This is a genomic window from Acidovorax sp. BL-A-41-H1, from assembly GCF_051942715.1.
Map to the genome: position 1 here is coordinate 92,920 of NZ_JBPVJQ010000001.1, position 17,327 is coordinate 110,246.

A 17,327-nucleotide genomic window follows, 5' to 3' on the forward strand; every position below is an offset into this window, starting at 1 on the left:
GCATGTCTCTGTTCCTCGACCTTGTAGACCGCGTGCTCTCGCACGAAGGCGGCTATGTCAACGACCCCAACGACCCAGGCGGTGAAACCAAGTGGGGCATCAGCAAGCGCAGCTACCCGCACCTGAACATCAAGGGTCTGACACGCCAGGACGCCATCGCCATCTACCAGCGCGACTTCTGGCAGCGCGTGCAGGGCGACAAATTGCCGGTGCCCTTTGTTTTCCAGGCGCTGGATGCAGCCGTGAATCACGGCATTGGCAATGCGGTGCGGTGGATGCAGCGGGCGGCTGGTGTGGCTGACGATGGAGTGATTGGCCCGGTCACCCTGGCCGCAGTGGCTCGTCAAGAGCCCGCCGACCTGGTGCTGCTGTTCAATGCAGAGCGGTTGGAGTTCTACGCCAAGCTGAAGACCTTCGACAACTTCGGGCGCGGGTGGACGATCCGCGTGGCGGGCAATCTGCGGCACGCCGCGCAGGACAACTGACCATGCGCGTCACCTTCCTCAACCAGCCCCTGCTCAAGCCGCACGGGAATGGCGACGAGTGGGAGCTGCACGAAGACTTCGTCGTGCTGGTTGAAACGGACTCGGCTGATGACTCTGTGGTGATCACGGTGCCCAAGGGAATGATCACCGACCTGGCCAGCATCCCAGAGTTGCCGCTGATCTTCCTGGCCTTCGAAGGCAAGGCCCGCCGATCGGCCGTGCTGCACGACTTTCTGTATGAGCGCCAGTACCCCCGCGCCTGGGCCGACGCAGTGTTCTACGCCGCCATGAAAAACGAGGTCAACAACCTCGACAAGTACCTGATGTGGCTTGCCGTCCGCCTGGGCGGGCAGGGCGCATGGGCCAATGCAATCCCCTTACCACCCGAAACCGAAAGGCAAGCACCATGAAAAAGACCGTTCTCGCCCTCAGCATCGCCGCCGCCCTGGTGGCTATGTCCGGCTGCAGCAGCTTCAAAGTGGGCGCCGCCTGCTACATCCCGCACGGCGTCACAGGCCAGTGCTCGGCCACCACCGTGGCGCCTGGTGTGGTGCCTGCTGGCGCTGCGGCTGCGGGCGGCGCCGCCCAAGCCCAGCCACAAAAGCCGCCCGCCACTGGCGTGTAGCGCCATGCCGTCAAGGGCGCGCCGCGCCCCTGGTGCTGGTCGCAAGGCGATCAAGGCCCAGAAGGAAAAGCAGCTCCGCGACCAGCGCGAGCTGGCCAGGGAGCTGCAGGAGCGAGTGCAGCATCAGGCTATCCCCCGAAGGGATGACGGGCTGCTGCCACGCATTGATTAAACCTGCGAGTTACCCGAGAAGACCACCTTGGGGGCTGGTGGGTACGAGGCCTGCAGGCTCTGTGAAGATCGTGCTGCCGAGAAGGGTGGTGGGGGGGAAGTCCGGTAGGCTAAGCAGATTGTTGCTCTGCAAAGAATCCGGCACGGTGCGCAGATGCAATGCGCCGCTCGGTCCTCTCGCCACTTCGACAGGAGTATTGCGACCGTTAAAAACCGTAAAAAACTGGGCGCCTCGATGGAGGGCCGCCTCGACCGCTGTCTGTAGCGAACATCGCCAGATGGCCCCATAGCCGTTATGGGCTGGCCCTCCAACTTCAAGAATCGGATGGAACGGATCCATGCGCGGGTTTTTGGTGATGTACGCAATTTGGCAGATTGCCATGTTGTTGCTCCGCAATGCCTCAAAATTTTTATTGCTCATTTTTGAGCAAGTGCTGTAAAATTGAGGTCTGTTGAAAAACGACATCTTCTGGTTGAGCCTGGTTGATGTCGGACTTGCGCAAAAAAGCTCCGCCATAGGTGGGGCTTTTCTGCGTTCGCGCATTTTAGTACTGAATGTGCATACAGCAGCACTAAATCCCATTTCTATAAAATGGGTATTACGCCCGCGCCACCGGCACATCCTCCCACCGCGTCGTGTACTGTGGCGTGCGCCTCTCCTGCTTCATCCCCCAGTCCTTACCCTTGTTGGTGCCACCCGTGGCGCCTGAATGCACGGTGCCTTTGCCGTAGCGCTGGTTGAGGGTGTCCAGCGCCACCATCAGCCTGGTGCGGTCCCGGTGGTCTTCTTCCTCCAGATCCAGCTCGCCCTGCAGCACGCTGCCCGGCACCAGGTCCAGCAGCATCACCCCGGCCTTCGCCATCTTGTAGCCGGGCTCGTAGATGCGCCGCATGCCTGCAGCGGCGGCCCATACCAGCTTGCCGGTGTCGGCCGTGGGGCGGCGCAGTGGCACCACGATGCTGCGGTTGAAGCGGGGCCCGGGGCGGAAGGGGGAGGTGTGGCAGAACACAAGCAGCTGGCTGGCCAGGCTGCCTTGCTTGCGCAGCTTCTCGGCCGCTCGGCTGGCGAACTCGCTCACGGCCTCCACCAGTGGCGGCAGCTCGGTCACCGCGTGGCCGAATGACCGCGTGCAGGCGATTTCTTTCTTGGGGGCTGGTGCGTCATCCAGGTCGATGCACTGCATGCCCTGCAGCTCGCGCACGGTGCGCTCCAGCACCACACTCCAGCGCCTGCGCACGGTGGCCGGGTCTAGTCGGGCCAGGTCCAGCACGGTGTGCACGCCGCCCTCATGCAACTGAGCCGCGATCTTGCGGCCCACGCCCCACACTTCTTCCACCAGCGTGGCTTGCAGCACGTCGTCCAGGTCCTGGGCGGGCAGGGCGGTCAGGTTGCACACCTGGGCCAGCTCGGCGGGGTAGCTGCCGGGTTTGCGCTCGGCCGTCTTGGCGATGTAGTTGGCCAGCTTCGCCAGCGTCTTGGTGTGCCCGATGCCGATGCCGCAGGGGATGCCCACCCACTGGTTGATGCGGTCGCGTATGGCCTGGCTGCGCTTGGTCAGGTCGCCGCGCACGCCCTGCAGGCCGATAAACGACTCGTCGATGCTGTAGACCTCCTGCGTGGGGCCCAGGCCCGCCGCCAGGCTCATCATGCGGTCGCTCATGTCGCCGTACAGGGTGAAGTTGGCACTCAGCGCCACCAGGCCGTGGGTTTCCTCCATGTGCCGGATCTGGAACCATGGCGCCCCCATCTTGATGCCCAGGGCCTTGGCCTCGTTGCTGCGGGCAATGGCGCAGCCGTCGTTGTTGCTCAGCACCACCACCGGGCGGCCGTTCAGGCTGGGGCGGAAAACCCGCTCACAGCTCACGTAGAAGTTGTTCCCGTCCACCAGCGCGTACATGCTGGCCTCCCATCTGCTCAGTTGGGAAACAGCTTCACGCACCCACTCACCACGCCCCACACCTCAATGGTCTGGCTGTCGCGGGGGATGATGTCGGGGTACGTGGGGTTGGCCGCGCGCAGCTTGATGCGGCCGGCGCGCTGGTGCAGATACTTCACGGTGCATTCGCCGTCCACAATGGCCACCACGATGCTGTTGTGCTTGGGCTTGATCGCTCGGTCCACCGCGATGATGCTGCCGTCATCAATGCCCGCATCCCGCATCGAGTCGCCCCGCACGCGCCAGAAGTAGGTGGCCTGGGGGTGCTTCACCAGCAACTGCATGATGTCCAGCCGCTCCACTACGAAGTCATCGGCGGGCGACGGAAACCCCGCGCGCACGCTCACGCCGCATACTGGCAGCGCGAGCGCCTGGGCCGCTGTGTCCAGCGGCACCGGGAGCGGGGAATCAAAAACACTGTGCATAATCACAGTATAAATCCAACTGCCAGGATGTTGCCATGTGCACCTACTACGAAGTCCCGGGCCGCGAGCAGCTGGTGCTGCACTTCGGCGACGTGCCCGAAGAGGAATGGCGCGACAAGATGAGCCCGCTGTACCGTGGGCCGTTCTTGCGGGCCAAGGGCGAAGCAGGGCGCGAGCTGGTGGTGGGGCAGTGGGGCATGATCCCGCCGCACTCCAAAACGCACATCCCCACCGGCAAGGATGGCAAGCGCCTGGCCACCGTCAACGCCCGGCGCGAAGGCATGGCCAAGTCATGGACCTACGGCGGCCCCTGGCGCAAGGGGCAACGCTGCATCATCCCGGCGCAGCTGTACGTGGAGCCCTACTGGGGCACTGGCAAGCACATCCCTTGGCAGTTTGAGCGAGCTGATGGTGAGCCCTGGGGCCTGGCAGGCCTGTGGAGTGAATGGACCGACCCGGCCACGGGTGAGGTGCTGCCCAGCTACACGATGGTGACCCAGAACTGCGACGACGTGCCGGTGCTGAACCTGATGCACCGGCCCGACCCCAAGCGCCCGCCCGATATGCAGGACAAGCGCACTGTGGTGCCGCTGGAGAAGGGCGACTGGGATGCCTGGTTGCACGGCACCATCGAGCAGGCCGAGGCGCTGATCAAGGTGCCCCCGCTGGAGCTGTTCGTGCACCGGGCGAAGGATCCGGCGCAGCAGGTGGAGTTGATCGCCTGAAGTGGTGTAGCTTTTGGTGTAGCTTTTTGCGGAGTGGTGGTGTTTTCATTTAGGGATGAATACCTACCATTGAACTACACCCGCGAAGCCTCGGATTATAGGCAGCATCCGGCTTCCAGCTTGAAAGCGGTTCGTGCAAGTGCGCAAACCGCATATGCATAGCCGATCTTGTTGGTTGGGCGCAGGGTCTTTGGGCTCTAAATTCCTTTCACCTGCCCTGCGGTGCAGGCACTCCACAGACACCGAAAGGAATCCGATGACCACACCACACCGTTCTTCAACGCAAGTCCCATGGCGCCAATGGCTGCGCGCCTGCATGGCGGGGGGCGTGGTGCTGTTCAGCGGTTCTTTGCTGGCCGCCACCCCCATCCCCGCAGGCCCCCTGGTCACCACCGAATGGCTGGCGCAAAACCTGGACAACCCGCAGGTGCGCATCGTCGAGGTGAGCGTGAACCCGGGCCTGTACGAGCGAGGCCATGTACCGGGCGCCGTCAACTTTTCGTGGCACCAGGATCTGAACGACCGGGTGCGGCGCGACATCGTGGGCAAGGAGGCGTTCGAGGCCTTGCTCTCAAAAGCCGGGGTAAAGCAGGACACCACGGTGGTGCTGTACGGCGACACCAACAACTGGTTTGCCGCCTGGGGCGCGTGGGTGTTTGACATCTATGGCGTCAAGAACGTGAAGCTGCTCGACGGCGGCCGCAAGAAGTGGGAGGCCGAGAACCAGCCGCTGAACAACCGCGTGCCCGAATTTGCAGCCACCAGCTACAAGGTGACCAAGGTGAACACCGACCTGCGCGCCCGTCTGTCCGACGCCCTGGCGGCTGCCGAAGGCAAGAGCAATGCGAAGCTGGTGGACATCCGCTCGGCCGACGAATACACGGGCAAGATTTTTGCGCCTGCGGGTGTGCCCGAGCTGAGCATCCGTGCAGGCCATATCCCCGGTGCGGCCAATGTGCCCTGGGGCCAGGCGGTGAAGGAGGACGGCACCTTCAAGTCGGCCGAGGATCTGAAAAAGCTCTATGCCAGCGCAGGCGTGGACGGCAGCAAACCCATCATCACCTACTGCCGCATTGGCGAGCGCTCCAGCCATACCTGGTTTGCGCTGTCCAAGATCCTGGGCTACAGCGTGAAGAACTACGACGGCTCGTGGACCGAATATGGCAACGCGGTGGGCGTGCCCATCACCAACCCGGCGGGCACCATCTGGGCCGCCAAGTGATGGGGTTTGCCGACAGAACCTTTTGGGAAGAAGGTGCAATGCAAAACAAAGAGAGTTTCTGATTTTGGTAGGGGGTCTCTTTTTACAGCCCGCTTCATGCGGGCTTTTTTTATGCCTGGGAGGTTCATGGCGTTCAAGATCAATTTTTCTCACGCGGGCGCCCTGGCGCTGTTGGTGGCGCTGGGGGTGGCAGACCACGCAGTGCAGGCGCTGCCCGGCGGGCGCACGCTGGCGTTTGCGCTGGCCACGGGCGGGGTGCTGGGGCTGGTGCTGCAGCGCACGCGGTTTTGTTTTTACTGCCACGCGCGCGACTGGTTTGAAGATGGCAACCCGCGCGGGCTGCTGGCCATCGTGCTGGCGCTGGCTGTGGGTGTGGTGGGCTATACCGTGGTGCTGGGCAGCTGGTTGCCCGTGCCCCAGCCGGGCAAGCTGCCGCCCGACATGCACATCGGCCCGGTGAGCTGGGTGTTGGTGGCGGCGGGGCTGTCGTTTGGCGCGGGCATGGTGGTGTCGGGTTCGTGCATCAGCGCGCACTGGTACCGGCTGGCCGAGGGCTCGCCAGTGTCGCCGTTTGCGCTCATTGGCTCGGCGCTGGGTTTCATCCTGGGCTTCATCACCTGGAACCCCTTGTACAGCCTGAGCGTGGCCGATGCCCCCGTGGTCTGGCTGCCCGCGCACCTGGGGTATGGCGGGGCGCTGCTGGTGCAATTGGGCGGGCTCGCGCTGGTGGCGGCCTGGTTGTGGCGCGGCTTTGCACGCGAGGCGGCGGCTGAATCGGCGGCAAGGGGCGCGGTGCCCAGCCTGGGCGCTGTGTGGCGCAGCTTGTGGGCCGGGCGTTGGCCTTACTGGGTCGGGGGCCTGGCGGTGGGGCTGATCGGTGCGTTTGCGATTGTGCGCATGCGGCCGCTGGGCGTGACAGCCACGCTGGGCAGTGCGGCGCGCCAGTGGGCGCAGGGGCAGGGCTGGATTCCCGATCGGCTGGAGGGGCTGGATGGTTTTGCAGGCTGCGCCACCGCGCCGCAGTCCACCTGGTTCACACCCAATGCCTTGCTGCTGGCCGGCCTAGTGGCGGGGGCGTTTGTTGCGGCCCTGGCCAGCCGCCAATTTGCGCCGCGCTGGCCCACCTGGCGCGATGCCATGCGGGGCCTGGCGGGTGGCGTGCTGCTGGGCTGGGGCGCGATGACGGGGCTGGGCTGCACCATCGGCACGCTGCTGTCGGGTGGCATGGCGGGGGCCCTGTCGGGCTGGGTTTTTGGGGTGGCCGTGTTTGTGGCCGTGTGGGCGGGGCTGCGGCTCAAGCGGCTGTGGCCCGCCGGGCGCTGAGGAGAGCCGTGAAGGGCCGTCCGATACACTGCGGCCCGCATGGATACCTGCACAAGCACCCGCACGTACACGATGACCCCGATGGCCCGGCGCTGGCTGGTGGTGATGGCCGCAGGCCTGTGCGGCTGCGCCTATTCACCGCCCGCGCCGTTCATCGTTGTGGGCAATGACAAGGTGGTGTCCATCAACTGGGAAAACTCCACGCTGGGCCCGGATGGTGCCCAGCAGGCGGCCGACAAACACTGTGCGCGGTATGGCCTGCAGGCGGAGCTGGCTGTGCAGGTCAGCCGGTTTGAAGTGGCCTACCGCTGCGTGTAGGTGCGCAGCGGTTTCAGGTGACCCCAATCTTGATTTTTTTAGCCTTCTCCGCCTACCCCGTCTACCTAATTAGCTATAAAAATAGTAGCATTTGACCATGAGGCACGGTGAACAGGGCAGGGCTATTTACCGCTCTGGATGTCCCCGAGGCACAGGTACTTGATCTCCACATAGTCGTCCATGCCGTAGTGCGATCCTTCGCGGCCCAGGCCGGACTGCTTGACGCCACCAAACGGCACATGCTCCGTGGCCAGGATGCCGACGTTGGCACCGACCATGCCGTATTCCAGCGCCTCGGTCACGCGGAAGATGCGGCCCACATCGCGGCTGTAGAAGTAGCTGGCTAGGCCGAATTCGGTGTTGTTGGCGGCGTCAATGGCTTCTTGCTCTGTCTTGAACTTGAAGACCGGGGCGAAGGGGCCGAAGGTTTCCTCGCGGGCGCACAGCATGTCGGCCGTGGCGTTGGCGACCACCGTGGGTTCAAAAAACTGGCCCGAGCCCAGGGCGGTGAGGCGTTGGCCGCCCGCGACCACCTGGCCGCCCTTGGCCAGCGCGTCATCCACATGGCGCTGCACCTTGGCCAGAGCGGCTTCCTCAATCAGCGGGCCCTGGTTCACCCCGGCCTCAAAGCCGTTGCCCACCTTGGCTGTCTTGACCTTGGCCGCAAACTTGGCCACGAACTCGTCGTACACGCCTTCCTGCACGTAAAAGCGGTTGGTGCACACGCAGGTCTGGCCCGCGTTGCGGTACTTGCTGGCAAAGGCGCCTTCCACAGCGCTGTCGATGTCGGCATCGTCAAACACCAGGAAGGGCGCGTTGCCGCCCAGCTCCAGCGACATCTTCTTGACCGTGGGGGCCGACTGCGCCATCAGGATGCGGCCCACTTCGGTGCTGCCCGTGAAGCTGATGTGGCGCACCACGTCGCTCGCGCACAGCACCTTGCCGATGGCGATGGAGTTGTCGCTGTCGGCGGGCAGGATGTTGAACACACCGGCCGGGATGCCTGCGCGGATCGCCAGCTCGGCTGCAGCCAGGGCGGTGAGCGGCGTCAGCTCGGCAGGCTTGATGACCACCGGACAGCCTGCAGCCAGCGCGGGCGCGACCTTGCGCGTGATCATGGCCAGTGGGAAGTTCCACGGCGTGATGGCCGCGCACACGCCGATGGGTTGCTTGAGCACCAGCAGACGCCGGTTGTTGTCGAACTGGGGCAGGGTCTCGCCGTTGATGCGTTTGGCCTCTTCGGCAAACCACTCCACAAAACTCGCGCCGTAGGCCACTTCACCCTTGGCTTCGGGCAGGGGCTTGCCCTGCTCGGCGGTCATGATGCGGCCCAGATCGTCCTGGTTGGCCATCAGCAGGTCGTACCACTTGCGCAGGATGATGCTGCGCTCCTTGGCGGTCTTGGTCTTCCAGGGGCCCCAGGCGGCATTGGCGGCGGCAATGGCGGCCTCTGCGTCCGCTGGGCCCAGGTTGGCCACGTCGGCCAGCTTCAGGCCCGTGGCCGGGTCGTTCACATCAAAGCGGCTGCTGCCTGCCACCCACTGGCCGTTGATGAGGCCGTCGGTCTTGAGCAGTGTGGGGTCGTTCAGCAGGGCGAGGGGGGAGGTCTTCATGTCCATGGGAGTGCTTCCAGAAAGAGGGGCGTGACGAAGGAAAGACGAAAGGAAAGCCAGGCGCTAAAAAGCTTGACGCGTTTGCCCTCAGGGCCGAGGTCTAGCCAAAGGCTAGCACGCCCGGACGTATTGCGTTGGTCGCCAAGGTGGCAGTCACCGGCAGCATGACGGTCATGCGCGGCGGCCGCGCAGCCACTCCAGCGCCAGCAGCAGGCTGGTGGTGAACAGGATCAGCAGCGTGGCTACGGCGGCGATGGTGGGCGAGATGTTTTCGCGGATGCCGTTGAACATCTGGCGCGGCAGGGTGGACTGGTCGGCGCCCGCCAGGAACAGCGTGACCACGACCTCGTCGAACGAGGTCGCAAACGCAAACAGCGCGCCCGATATCACCCCCGGCGCAATCACCGGCAGCGTGATGCGGAAGAAGGTGTTGAGCGGTGTCTCGCCCAGGCTCAGCGAGGCGCGCACCAGGTTGTGGTTGAAGCCTGCCAGCGTGGCCAGCACGGTGGTCAGCACAAACGGGGCGCCCAGCGCGGCATGCACGACGATGAGACCCAGGTAGCTGTCGGCCAGCCCGAGCGGCGCAAAGTACAGGTAGGTGGCCACGCCCACCACGATGATGGGCACCACCATGGGCGCGATCAGGATGCCCATGAGCAGCCCCTTGAAACGGAAGTCCGCCCGCGACAACCCGACGGCCGCGAGGGTGCCCAGCACAGTGGCAATCAGCGTGGCCGCAGGCGCCACGATGAAGCTGTTGCGCGTGGCGCGCGCCCACTCGGGTGATCCGAACAGGTTCTGATACCACTTGAGCGACCAGCCGTGGATGGGGTAGGCGAGGAACGAACTCTCGGAAAACGACAGCGGCACCATCACCAGAATGGGCGCCAGCAAGAAGACGAGCACGGCCACGCACAGCGCGCGCACGGCCCACCAGCCGAGCTTGTCGGCCAGCGTGGCATACAAGGGGAATGAGGGAAGGCGAAACATGGTCAGCGGCTTTCTGCGTCAGAAGATGGGTCCACCTGGGGTCAGCCCAGGCTCAACTCGGCCTTGCCAAAGCGCCGGTACACGCCATACAGCACCAGCGTGGCCGCCAGCAGCAGGGCGCCCAGGGCGCAGGCCATGCCCCAGTTCACTTCCACATTGGTGTAGCGGGCGATGTAGTAGCTGAGCATCTGGTCATCCGCCCCGCCCAGCAGCGCGGGGGTGACGTAGTAGCCGATGGCCAGGATGAAGACCAGCAGCGCGCCCGCGCCGATGCCGGGGTAGGTTTGCGGCACATACACCCGGAAGAACGCGGCCACCGGCGAGCTGCCCAGCGACACCGCCGCGCGCAGGTAGGTGGGCGGCACGCTTTTCATCACGCTGTACAGCGGCAGAATCATGAAGGGCAGCAGGATGTGCACCATGGCAATCACCACGCCCGTGCGGTTGAACAGCAACGCCAGAGGCTGCTCAATCAGGCCCAGCCCCATCAGCCCCCGGTTGACCAGCCCTTCGGACTGCAGCAGCACGATCCATGCGGCCACGCGCACGAGGATGGAGGTCCAGAACGGCACCAGCACCAGAATCATCAGCACGTTGGCCGGGCGGGCGGGCAGGGTGGCCAGCCACCAGGCCAGCGGGTAGCCCAGCAGCAGGCACACCAGCGTGACCACCAGACTGATATGGAAGGTGCGCAGCAGGATGCCACCAAACGCGCGCTGCTCCTCGGGCATGCGTTCGATGTGGCCCAGTGCGTCGCGCTGCAGGTCCACCGAGGCAAGCAGGTAGTCGGGCGTCCAGCGGGCGCCGTTCTTGGCAATGGCCTGCCACAGCGGGGCCTCGGCCCAGCGCGGGTCCTTGTCCAGCAGCTGTGCGCGGATGGCGTCGGGCGTGCCCTCCATGGGCAGTGCGCGGTACGCGCCCATGATGAGCGAGCGCGCACCGGGCACTTCGGTGTTGAGCCGCCGCGCCAGCGCCCCGGCGTCGGAGCTGTCGGGCAGGCGGGCCAGGTCTTGCACCAGCGCGGAGTAAGCGGGCGCGCCGGGGGCGTCCTTGCGGTCCCAGCCGTCCAGCGCGCGCATGGTGGCGGGCAGGGCGTTGGCGACTTCGGGGTTTTCCACCGCGCGCTGCAGCAGCGCGGCAATGGGCACCAGTAGCGTGAGCAGCAGGAACACCAGCAGGGGCAAGGTCAGCGCAAAGGCGCGCCATTTGCGGCGCGACTCGGCGCGCGCCAGGGCCTGGCGCAGCGCGCCGGGGGGGCTGCCTTCGGGGGCAATGGCGTGGGGATGGGCCAGGGTGGCTTGCATGCGGGTGTCCTGCTCTCAGCGTTTCACAAGGGCATCTTCAAAGGCGCAACACAGGAGGCTTATTGCGTGGCCCAGGCGGCAAAGCGCTTCTCCAGCGCCTCCCCCTGGTCGGCCCAGAAGCCCACGCTGAACTGCAACGCTTCCTTGGCATTGGTGGCCGAGGTGGGCAGGTCGTCCAGCACCTTCTTGTCCAGCGACGCCAGCGCCTTGCTGTTGGCCGGGCCGTAGGCGATGTTCTGCGCGTAGGCCGCCTGTTGGGGCGTCTGCATGGTGAAGGCGATGAACTTCACTGCCGCGTCCTTGTTGGGCGTGCCCTTGGGGATGGCCCAGTAGTCCAGGTCGTAGATGCCGCCGGGCCAGTAGATCTTGAGGTTGCGGCCTTCGCGGTTGGCGGCGTCGATGCGGCCGTTGAACACCGTGGTCAGTGCCACATCACCCGCCACCAGGAACTGGGGCGCCTGGGCACCGGCCTCCCACCACTGGATGTTGGGCTTGAGTTCCGTCAGCTTCTTGAACGCACGGTCAGCACCGTCCTTGGTGGCCAGCACCTTGTACACATCGGCGGGCTTCACACCATCGGCCAGCAGCGCAAATTCGAGGTTGTAGCGCGCGCCTTTGCGCATGCCGCGCTTGCCGGGGATCTTCTTGGTGTCCCAGAAGTCGGCCCAGCTGGTGGGCGGGGTCTTGAGCTTGTCGCCGTTGTAGGCCATGACGGTGGACCACACAAAGATACCCACGGCGCATTCGTTCACCGCGGCGGGCAGCAGGTCGGCCTTGGGAACGATCTTGCTGTAGTCGAGCTTTTCATACAGACCCTCGTCGCAGCCGCGCGCGGCGTCGGGCGATTCGACCTCCACCACGTCCCAGGTGACCTTCTTGGTTTCGACCATGGCTTTGACCTTGGCCTGCTCGCCGTTGTATTCCACGGCCACGATCTTGGTGCCCTGCTTTTCGTAGGGCTCATAGAACGCCTTTTTCTGCGCGTTGGCATTGGCGCCGCCGAAGTTCACGACGGTGAGTTGCTGTTGCGCAAAGCTGGGCAGGGCCAGGCAGGCAGCCAGGGATGCGCAGGCGATGAGGCTCTTTTTCATGGTGCAGATTTCCTTGGGTAGTGGAGGGACGGGGACAGGGAATTGAGAGGGAAAAGAGAGGGCGGTGAGGGGGCAGCGGGGTTGTGCAACACCCTCACACGGCGTAGATGCGCGTGGCAGCGGGCGGGAACTCCAGCAGCACCCGATCGCCCGGCTGCGCGTGGCTGGTGCCCAGGGGCGACAAGGCCCGCTTGACCGTGGCCGGCTCCTGGCCGTGGCCCAGCTCGCAGACCAGGCGCAGGTGGTCGCCGTAGTAAATGGTGCGTGCCACAGTGGCCGGGATGGCGTTGGGCCGGGGGTATTCGGACTGCGGGTGCAGCACGATGCGCTCGGGCCGCACGCAGGCCTGTACCCGCGCGCCCACAGGGGCCTGGTTCACGTTGATGCCGGGCAGCAGAAAACCGCCGGGCATCTGGATGGCGGCGTCGGCCCCCGCGCCCTGCAGCGTGCCCGAGAGCATGGTGCTGTCGCCCACAAAACCCGCCACAAAGCGGTTGCTGGGGGTTTCGTACAGGCTCTCCACATCGGCCAGCTGCTGGATCACGCCTTCGTTGAACACGGCCACGCGGTCGCTCATGGTCAGGGCCTCGCCCTGGTCGTGCGTCACGTACACAAAGGTCACGCCCAGCTGGCGGTGCAGCTCTTTCAGCTCGATCTGCATGTGCTCGCGCAGCTGCTTGTCCAGCGCGCCCAGGGGCTCGTCCATCAGCACCAGCTGCGGGTTGAACACCAGCGCGCGCGCCAGGGCCACCCGCTGCTGCTGGCCGCCCGACAGGCGAGCGGGCAAGCGGTCGGCCATGCCGCCCAGGCGCACCATGTCCAGCGCTTTCTTCACGCGTTCGGCCTGTTCGGCCTTGGGCACCTTGCGCACCGTCAGCGGGTAGGCCACGTTCTCGCCCACGGTGAAGTGGGGGAACAGCGCGTAGTTCTGGAACACCATGCCAAAGTTGCGCTTGTGCGGTGGCGTGCGCGTGATCTGCTTGCCGTCCAGCAGGATGTCGCCTGCGGTGGGTGACTCGAACCCGGCCAGCATCATCAGCGTGGTGGTTTTGCCCGAGCCCGACGGGCCCAGCAGACTCAAGAACTCGCCGCGCTGGATGTCCAGGTCCAGCGCGCGCACCACCAGCTGTTCGCCGTCGTAGGTCTTTTGCACGCCGGTAAAGCGCACCAGGGGTTCGGCAGGCTGGTTCATGGCGGGCGGTGCCTGGTAAGTGGAGTGGAGGGCCGGGCGCATGTCAGTTCGTGGCCGCAGCCACGGCCTCCAGGCTGTCGGCCAAGATGGCCAGACCTTCGTGCAGCAACTCGTCCGACGCGGTCAGCGGCACCAGGATGCGGATCACGTTGCCATGGGTGCCGCACGACAGCAGGATCAGCCCACGCCGCGCGGCCTCGGCCACCACCTGCTTGGTCAGGGCGGCATCGGGACGGCTCAGGTCGCCGTTCTCGAACAACTCAATCGCCACCATGGCGCCCAGGCCGCGCACATCGCCAATGGCGGGCACCTTGGCTGCGATGTCTTTCAGGCCGCGCACCAGCAGCGCGCCCATGTCCTGGCTGCGGGCCAGCAATTTCTCTTGCGCAAACGCCTCGATCACGGCCAGCGCGGCAGCGCAGGCCACGGGGCTGCCTGCGTAGGTGCCGCCCAGGCCGCCGGGGGCGGGGGCATCCATCACATCGGCGCGGCCCACCACGCCCGCCAGCGGGAAGCCGCCCGCCAGCGACTTGGCGGTGGTGATCAGGTCGGGCGCCACGGGCCACTGCTCGCTGGCAAACCAGGTGCCGGTGCGGCCTGCGCCGGTCTGCACTTCGTCGGCAATCAGCAGGATGCCGTAGCGGTCGGCCAGCGCCTTCAGGCCGCTGATGAATTCGGGCGGGGCGACGTAGAAGCCGCCTTCGCCCTGCACGGGCTCGACGATGAAGGCCGCCACGCGCTCAGGCTCGATGTCGTTCTTGAAGATCAGCTCCACCGAATGCAGCGCCTGCTCCACGCTCACGCCGTGCAGCGCGTTGGGGAACAGGGCGTGGTAGGTCTCGCCTGGGAAGGGGCCGAATCCGATCTTGTAAGGCGCAACCTTGCCGGTGAGGCCCAGCGTGAGGTTGGTGCGCCCGTGGTAGCCGCCGGTGAAGGCGATCACGCCGGGGCGCTTGGTGTAGGCGCGGGCGATCTTGATGGCGTTCTCCACCGCCTCGGCGCCGGTAGTGAGCAGTAGGCTCTTCTTGGCAAACGCGCCGGGGGCCAGCGTGTTCAGGCGTTCGCACACTTCCACGTAGGGCTCGTACGCCACCACCTGAAAGCAGGTGTGGGTGTACAGGTCGAGCTGCGCCTTCACGGCGGCAATCACGCCGGCATGCAGGTGGCCGGTGTTGAGCACGGCGATGCCACCGGCAAAGTCGATGAAGCGGCGGCCCTCCACATCCCACAGCTCGGCGTTGCGGGCCTTCTGGATGAAGAGGTCGTGGGCCTGTCCCACGCCCCGGGCCACGGCGGCGTGGCGGCGGGTGAGGAGGGCGGCGTTGGTGAAGTGGCGGTCTTGCTGCATGGCGGTGGGTGGGTTGAACACGAAATGAAGGAATGGGCGAATTCTGGAAGTCGCGCCATGCCTCGTCCATGTACACCGGCATGCTGTTTTGCGTGCACTGTGCAGGTCTTCCATCCTGTACAGGCAATCCCTGATTTAGGGTGCTCCAACACGGTGCACAATGCGGCCCCTTTTTGTCGCGCAGCTCACGCGCTCAGTGCGTATTTGCAGGCGCAGTGGCGTTCAGGGTGCGGGCCGCTTTGATGGGGCCTGCAGCGGCGGGCGGTTTGTTGCCTTCCCAAATGGTGTGTGCAAACAAAAAAGGGCCTCGCAGCGTGCTGCGAGGCCCCGGTCGGCCGAAATGAGGCGGAGGAAATTTTTCTAGCGGGCGCACACCCCGGTCGTTGCGGCTGCCCCGGTCACCATGGTGTTGTTCGTGACCACACTGTTCGGTGCAATCACGCGCACCACCGTGCTGCCCGCGTGGGGTGAGGGGAAACACGCAATGTTGTTGCGCACCACAGCGTTTCCATCGGGTACATCGCCATTCTGGAATTCGGTGTGGCCCACATTGATGGCTGTCTGGAAGGTCGTCTGCGTGTTGATGATGACATTGCCCTCAATCACGATGCCGGGTGCGGACTGCACCGCCATGGCTGTGTTGCCGGCATTGATGAGCTTGTTGTTGCGCACCACGAAGTTGCGGAACCACTCGGCTGTGTCATATCCCTGCGTGATCGACATCTCCCAGCAGCCCTCTGTCGCAGCATCCTGTTCGATCCGGTTGCCCTCAATCAGCACGCCGTCCATCTGGCCGTGGAAGGTCATGTTGCCCCCCTGGCAGACGCCGTTGACCACCGAGTTGCGGATGTAGCGGTTGTTGCGCAGGGTGATGTTGGTGCCGCTCAGTCCGTTGCTGCCCGACAGGTAGGTGCCGTGGTTGAAGCCGCTGCCGCTGAAGTTGTTTGCTTCGATCAGGTTGCCTTCGATCACGCTGTTGCGGAACTGGCCCAAGATGCCCATGCTCCCGTTGTGATGGATGTGGTTGTTGCGGATCAGCACGTTGTTCACGCCATGCGGTGCGCGCGCCTGCGAGTGAATGGCGATCTGGAAGCCGGATATCTCCACGTTCTCGATCACGATGTCGCGGACATTGCCGCTGAGCCAAAAGCCCCAGGCCGAGTTGTTGGACCCGTGGATGCGCAGGTTGCGGAACACGTAGCCACCATCGTTCGTGGTGTTGGCGTAACGCCCTCCCAGCTCAAAGGGCGCAATGGCATTGTTGTTGGTGGTGAGCAAGGGGGCGGGCCCTGCGCCGTACGCATCGAGCGTGAGGGGGGCGTCTGCGCGAACGTTCGTGTTCTCGAACGTGGTGACGCCTACCACCCAGGCACCGCCGCGCGCAAAAAGCAGTGCTGCGCCCGCAGGCAGGGCGTTGACATTGATGCCCGTGAGGTTCTGCTTGGGGGCCGTCTGGGTGCCCGGGTTGGAATTGCTCCCAGGCACACAACCGATGGCCGCACCCGCCTGGCAGTCCGAGAAGTAGTACGTCACGGAGCCGCCCGGAGCCGGTGCTGGCGCAGGTGCCGGGGGAGCAGGCGGTGCCGGGGGGGCGGGCGGCGGTGGGGGAGGGGCGGGCGTTGGTACGGGGCTGCTGGCGTAGCACGCCTTTTTCACCTGCCGCAAGGGGTCGCCAAAAGTGGCGTTGTTGCACATCACGTTGTTGGTGAAAGCGCGCGCGGCAGTCCAGGTGGTGCCTGCCCCATAGACCACCTTGGCCGTGCCGGTGAAGCTGCATTGCTGGCCTTCAACAGCGCACAAGGTGTAGCCGGGTGGAGGTGCGGTCAGCACGGGATCGGGCGCCGGAGCTGGAGCAGGTGATGGCGCACTGGCATAACAAGCCTTCTGCACGCCCCACACGGGGTCGCCAAAGGTGGCGTTGCTGCAACCGACCCCGTTGGTGAAACTGCGGGGACGGGTCCAGGTCGTGCCGGCGCCGTAAACCACGTTGGCGGTGCCGCTGAAGCTGCATTTCTGCCCCTCAGTGGCGCACAGCTTGTAGCCTGCCGGTGGAGTGTGGTTGGTCTGCGCCAGTGCCTGGCCTGTGGCTCCGCCCAGGCACAGCCCCAAGGCAACGGCCCACGGCCTGGGTTGAAAAAACCGTGGAGAGTTGCAGTCAGGTGTCCTTGTCATCATGGGTGTCCCTCGGTGTGTTGGGTGTTGGTTTTTGAACCCGATTCGTGGCTGCCGCTGCCCATCGAGTTGGGGGGCAAGCCTATCGCCGGGGCTTGGCTGTGTGCGCATCCAGACAGCGGAAAAGGGACAGGCGGTGGATGCCATCCGATAGCCGCAACATCTGTCAAAAGACCGAATACCGCCCGTCGGTTGGGCACTACCGTTCATGCGGTGCGGGGCTTTGGGGCCATGGCTCCCTCAACGCGCAAAAACATCTCCAGGCCTGCAGACTGCCTCATTACCTGGCGGACAATAGAAGCTAGAAGCGATGCTGGCGGAACGGATTGGATGCAGGTTCAGCAGCGGTCTCTCCAGGCACTCGTTGCCGTTGAAGAGCACACACT

At 65.0% G+C, this 17,327-nt stretch carries 17 protein-coding genes; 7 read left to right on the top strand and 10 right to left on the bottom strand.

Annotation, left to right across the window (positions count from 1 at the left end; all coding sequences use genetic code 11):
- The first annotated feature begins 2 nt into the window (after positions 1–2).
- The 3 genes from ACTPOI_RS00485 to ACTPOI_RS00495 are packed head-to-tail and all read left to right on the top strand — an operon-like array spanning position 3 to position 1,110.
- Positions 3–485: a glycoside hydrolase family 108 protein gene (locus ACTPOI_RS00485; protein WP_440105447.1), complete on the top strand. Its 483-nt coding sequence runs from the start codon at positions 3–5 to the stop codon at positions 483–485.
- A gap of 2 nt (positions 486–487) precedes the next feature.
- Entirely contained in the window at positions 488–895 is a 408-nt protein-coding gene (locus ACTPOI_RS00490) for a DUF1353 domain-containing protein (protein WP_440105449.1), read from the top strand.
- Positions 892–1,110 (top strand): hypothetical protein, encoded by a 219-nt coding sequence (locus tag ACTPOI_RS00495; RefSeq protein ID WP_440105451.1) that lies wholly within the window; start codon positions 892–894, stop codon positions 1,108–1,110. Before ACTPOI_RS00490 ends, ACTPOI_RS00495 begins: the two co-directional genes overlap by 4 nt.
- A gap of 181 nt (positions 1,111–1,291) precedes the next feature.
- Here ACTPOI_RS00495 and ACTPOI_RS00500 read toward each other — a convergent pair whose 3' ends face one another.
- The 3 genes from ACTPOI_RS00500 to ACTPOI_RS00510 all read right to left on the bottom strand — a co-directional run bounded on the left by ACTPOI_RS00500 (position 1,292) and on the right by ACTPOI_RS00510 (position 3,643).
- Positions 1,292–1,747, bottom strand: a complete 456-nt coding sequence (locus ACTPOI_RS00500) for a DUF3892 domain-containing protein (protein ID WP_440105453.1) — start codon at positions 1,745–1,747, stop codon at positions 1,292–1,294.
- 133 nt (positions 1,748–1,880) lie between these two features.
- On the bottom strand, positions 1,881–3,179 hold the full coding sequence (locus ACTPOI_RS00505) for a Y-family DNA polymerase (RefSeq protein WP_440105455.1): 1,299 nt from the start codon (positions 3,177–3,179) through the stop codon (positions 1,881–1,883).
- A 17-nt stretch (positions 3,180–3,196) separates the two neighbouring features.
- Positions 3,197–3,643 carry a LexA family protein gene (locus tag ACTPOI_RS00510; RefSeq protein ID WP_440105457.1) on the bottom strand — a complete coding sequence of 149 codons (447 nt, stop codon included), beginning with the start codon at positions 3,641–3,643 and terminating at the stop codon, positions 3,197–3,199.
- Between the two features lie 35 nt (positions 3,644–3,678).
- Between ACTPOI_RS00510 and ACTPOI_RS00515 the strand changes: the two genes are divergently transcribed.
- From ACTPOI_RS00515 to ACTPOI_RS00530, 4 genes are all read left to right on the top strand, one after another.
- Positions 3,679–4,368 (top strand): SOS response-associated peptidase, encoded by a 690-nt coding sequence (locus ACTPOI_RS00515; RefSeq protein WP_440105459.1) that lies wholly within the window; start codon positions 3,679–3,681, stop codon positions 4,366–4,368.
- A 256-nt stretch (positions 4,369–4,624) separates the two neighbouring features.
- On the top strand, positions 4,625–5,590 hold the full coding sequence (locus ACTPOI_RS00520) for a sulfurtransferase (protein ID WP_440105461.1): 966 nt from the start codon (positions 4,625–4,627) through the stop codon (positions 5,588–5,590).
- Between the two features lie 126 nt (positions 5,591–5,716).
- A complete protein-coding gene (locus ACTPOI_RS00525; RefSeq protein WP_440105463.1) occupies positions 5,717–6,913 on the top strand; it encodes a YeeE/YedE family protein in 1,197 nt (398 codons plus the stop codon).
- A 39-nt stretch (positions 6,914–6,952) separates the two neighbouring features.
- Positions 6,953–7,231 carry a hypothetical protein gene (locus ACTPOI_RS00530; protein ID WP_440105465.1) on the top strand — a complete coding sequence of 93 codons (279 nt, stop codon included), beginning with the start codon at positions 6,953–6,955 and terminating at the stop codon, positions 7,229–7,231.
- Between the two features lie 122 nt (positions 7,232–7,353).
- Here ACTPOI_RS00530 and ACTPOI_RS00535 read toward each other — a convergent pair whose 3' ends face one another.
- From ACTPOI_RS00535 to ACTPOI_RS00565, 7 genes are all read right to left on the bottom strand, one after another.
- Complete coding sequence (locus ACTPOI_RS00535; protein ID WP_440105467.1) at positions 7,354–8,850, bottom strand: NAD-dependent succinate-semialdehyde dehydrogenase; 1,497 nt, start codon at positions 8,848–8,850, stop codon at positions 7,354–7,356.
- A gap of 165 nt (positions 8,851–9,015) precedes the next feature.
- Positions 9,016–9,834: an ABC transporter permease gene (locus ACTPOI_RS00540; protein WP_440105469.1), complete on the bottom strand. Its 819-nt coding sequence runs from the start codon at positions 9,832–9,834 to the stop codon at positions 9,016–9,018.
- A 41-nt stretch (positions 9,835–9,875) separates the two neighbouring features.
- Positions 9,876–11,138, bottom strand: coding sequence for an ABC transporter permease (locus ACTPOI_RS00545; RefSeq protein ID WP_440105471.1), 1,263 nt, complete (start codon positions 11,136–11,138; stop codon positions 9,876–9,878).
- Positions 11,139–11,197: 59 nt separating this feature from the next.
- On the bottom strand, positions 11,198–12,229 hold the full coding sequence (locus ACTPOI_RS00550; protein ID WP_440105473.1) for an ABC transporter substrate-binding protein: 1,032 nt from the start codon (positions 12,227–12,229) through the stop codon (positions 11,198–11,200).
- 94 nt (positions 12,230–12,323) lie between these two features.
- Entirely contained in the window at positions 12,324–13,421 is a 1,098-nt protein-coding gene (locus tag ACTPOI_RS00555; RefSeq protein WP_440105475.1) for an ABC transporter ATP-binding protein, read from the bottom strand.
- A gap of 43 nt (positions 13,422–13,464) precedes the next feature.
- Positions 13,465–14,769, bottom strand: a complete 1,305-nt coding sequence (gene gabT, locus ACTPOI_RS00560) for a 4-aminobutyrate--2-oxoglutarate transaminase (RefSeq protein WP_440105476.1) — start codon at positions 14,767–14,769, stop codon at positions 13,465–13,467.
- Between the two features lie 360 nt (positions 14,770–15,129).
- Entirely contained in the window at positions 15,130–16,944 is a 1,815-nt protein-coding gene (locus ACTPOI_RS00565) for a right-handed parallel beta-helix repeat-containing protein (protein ID WP_440105478.1), read from the bottom strand.
- Between the last annotated feature and the right edge of the window lie 383 nt (positions 16,945–17,327).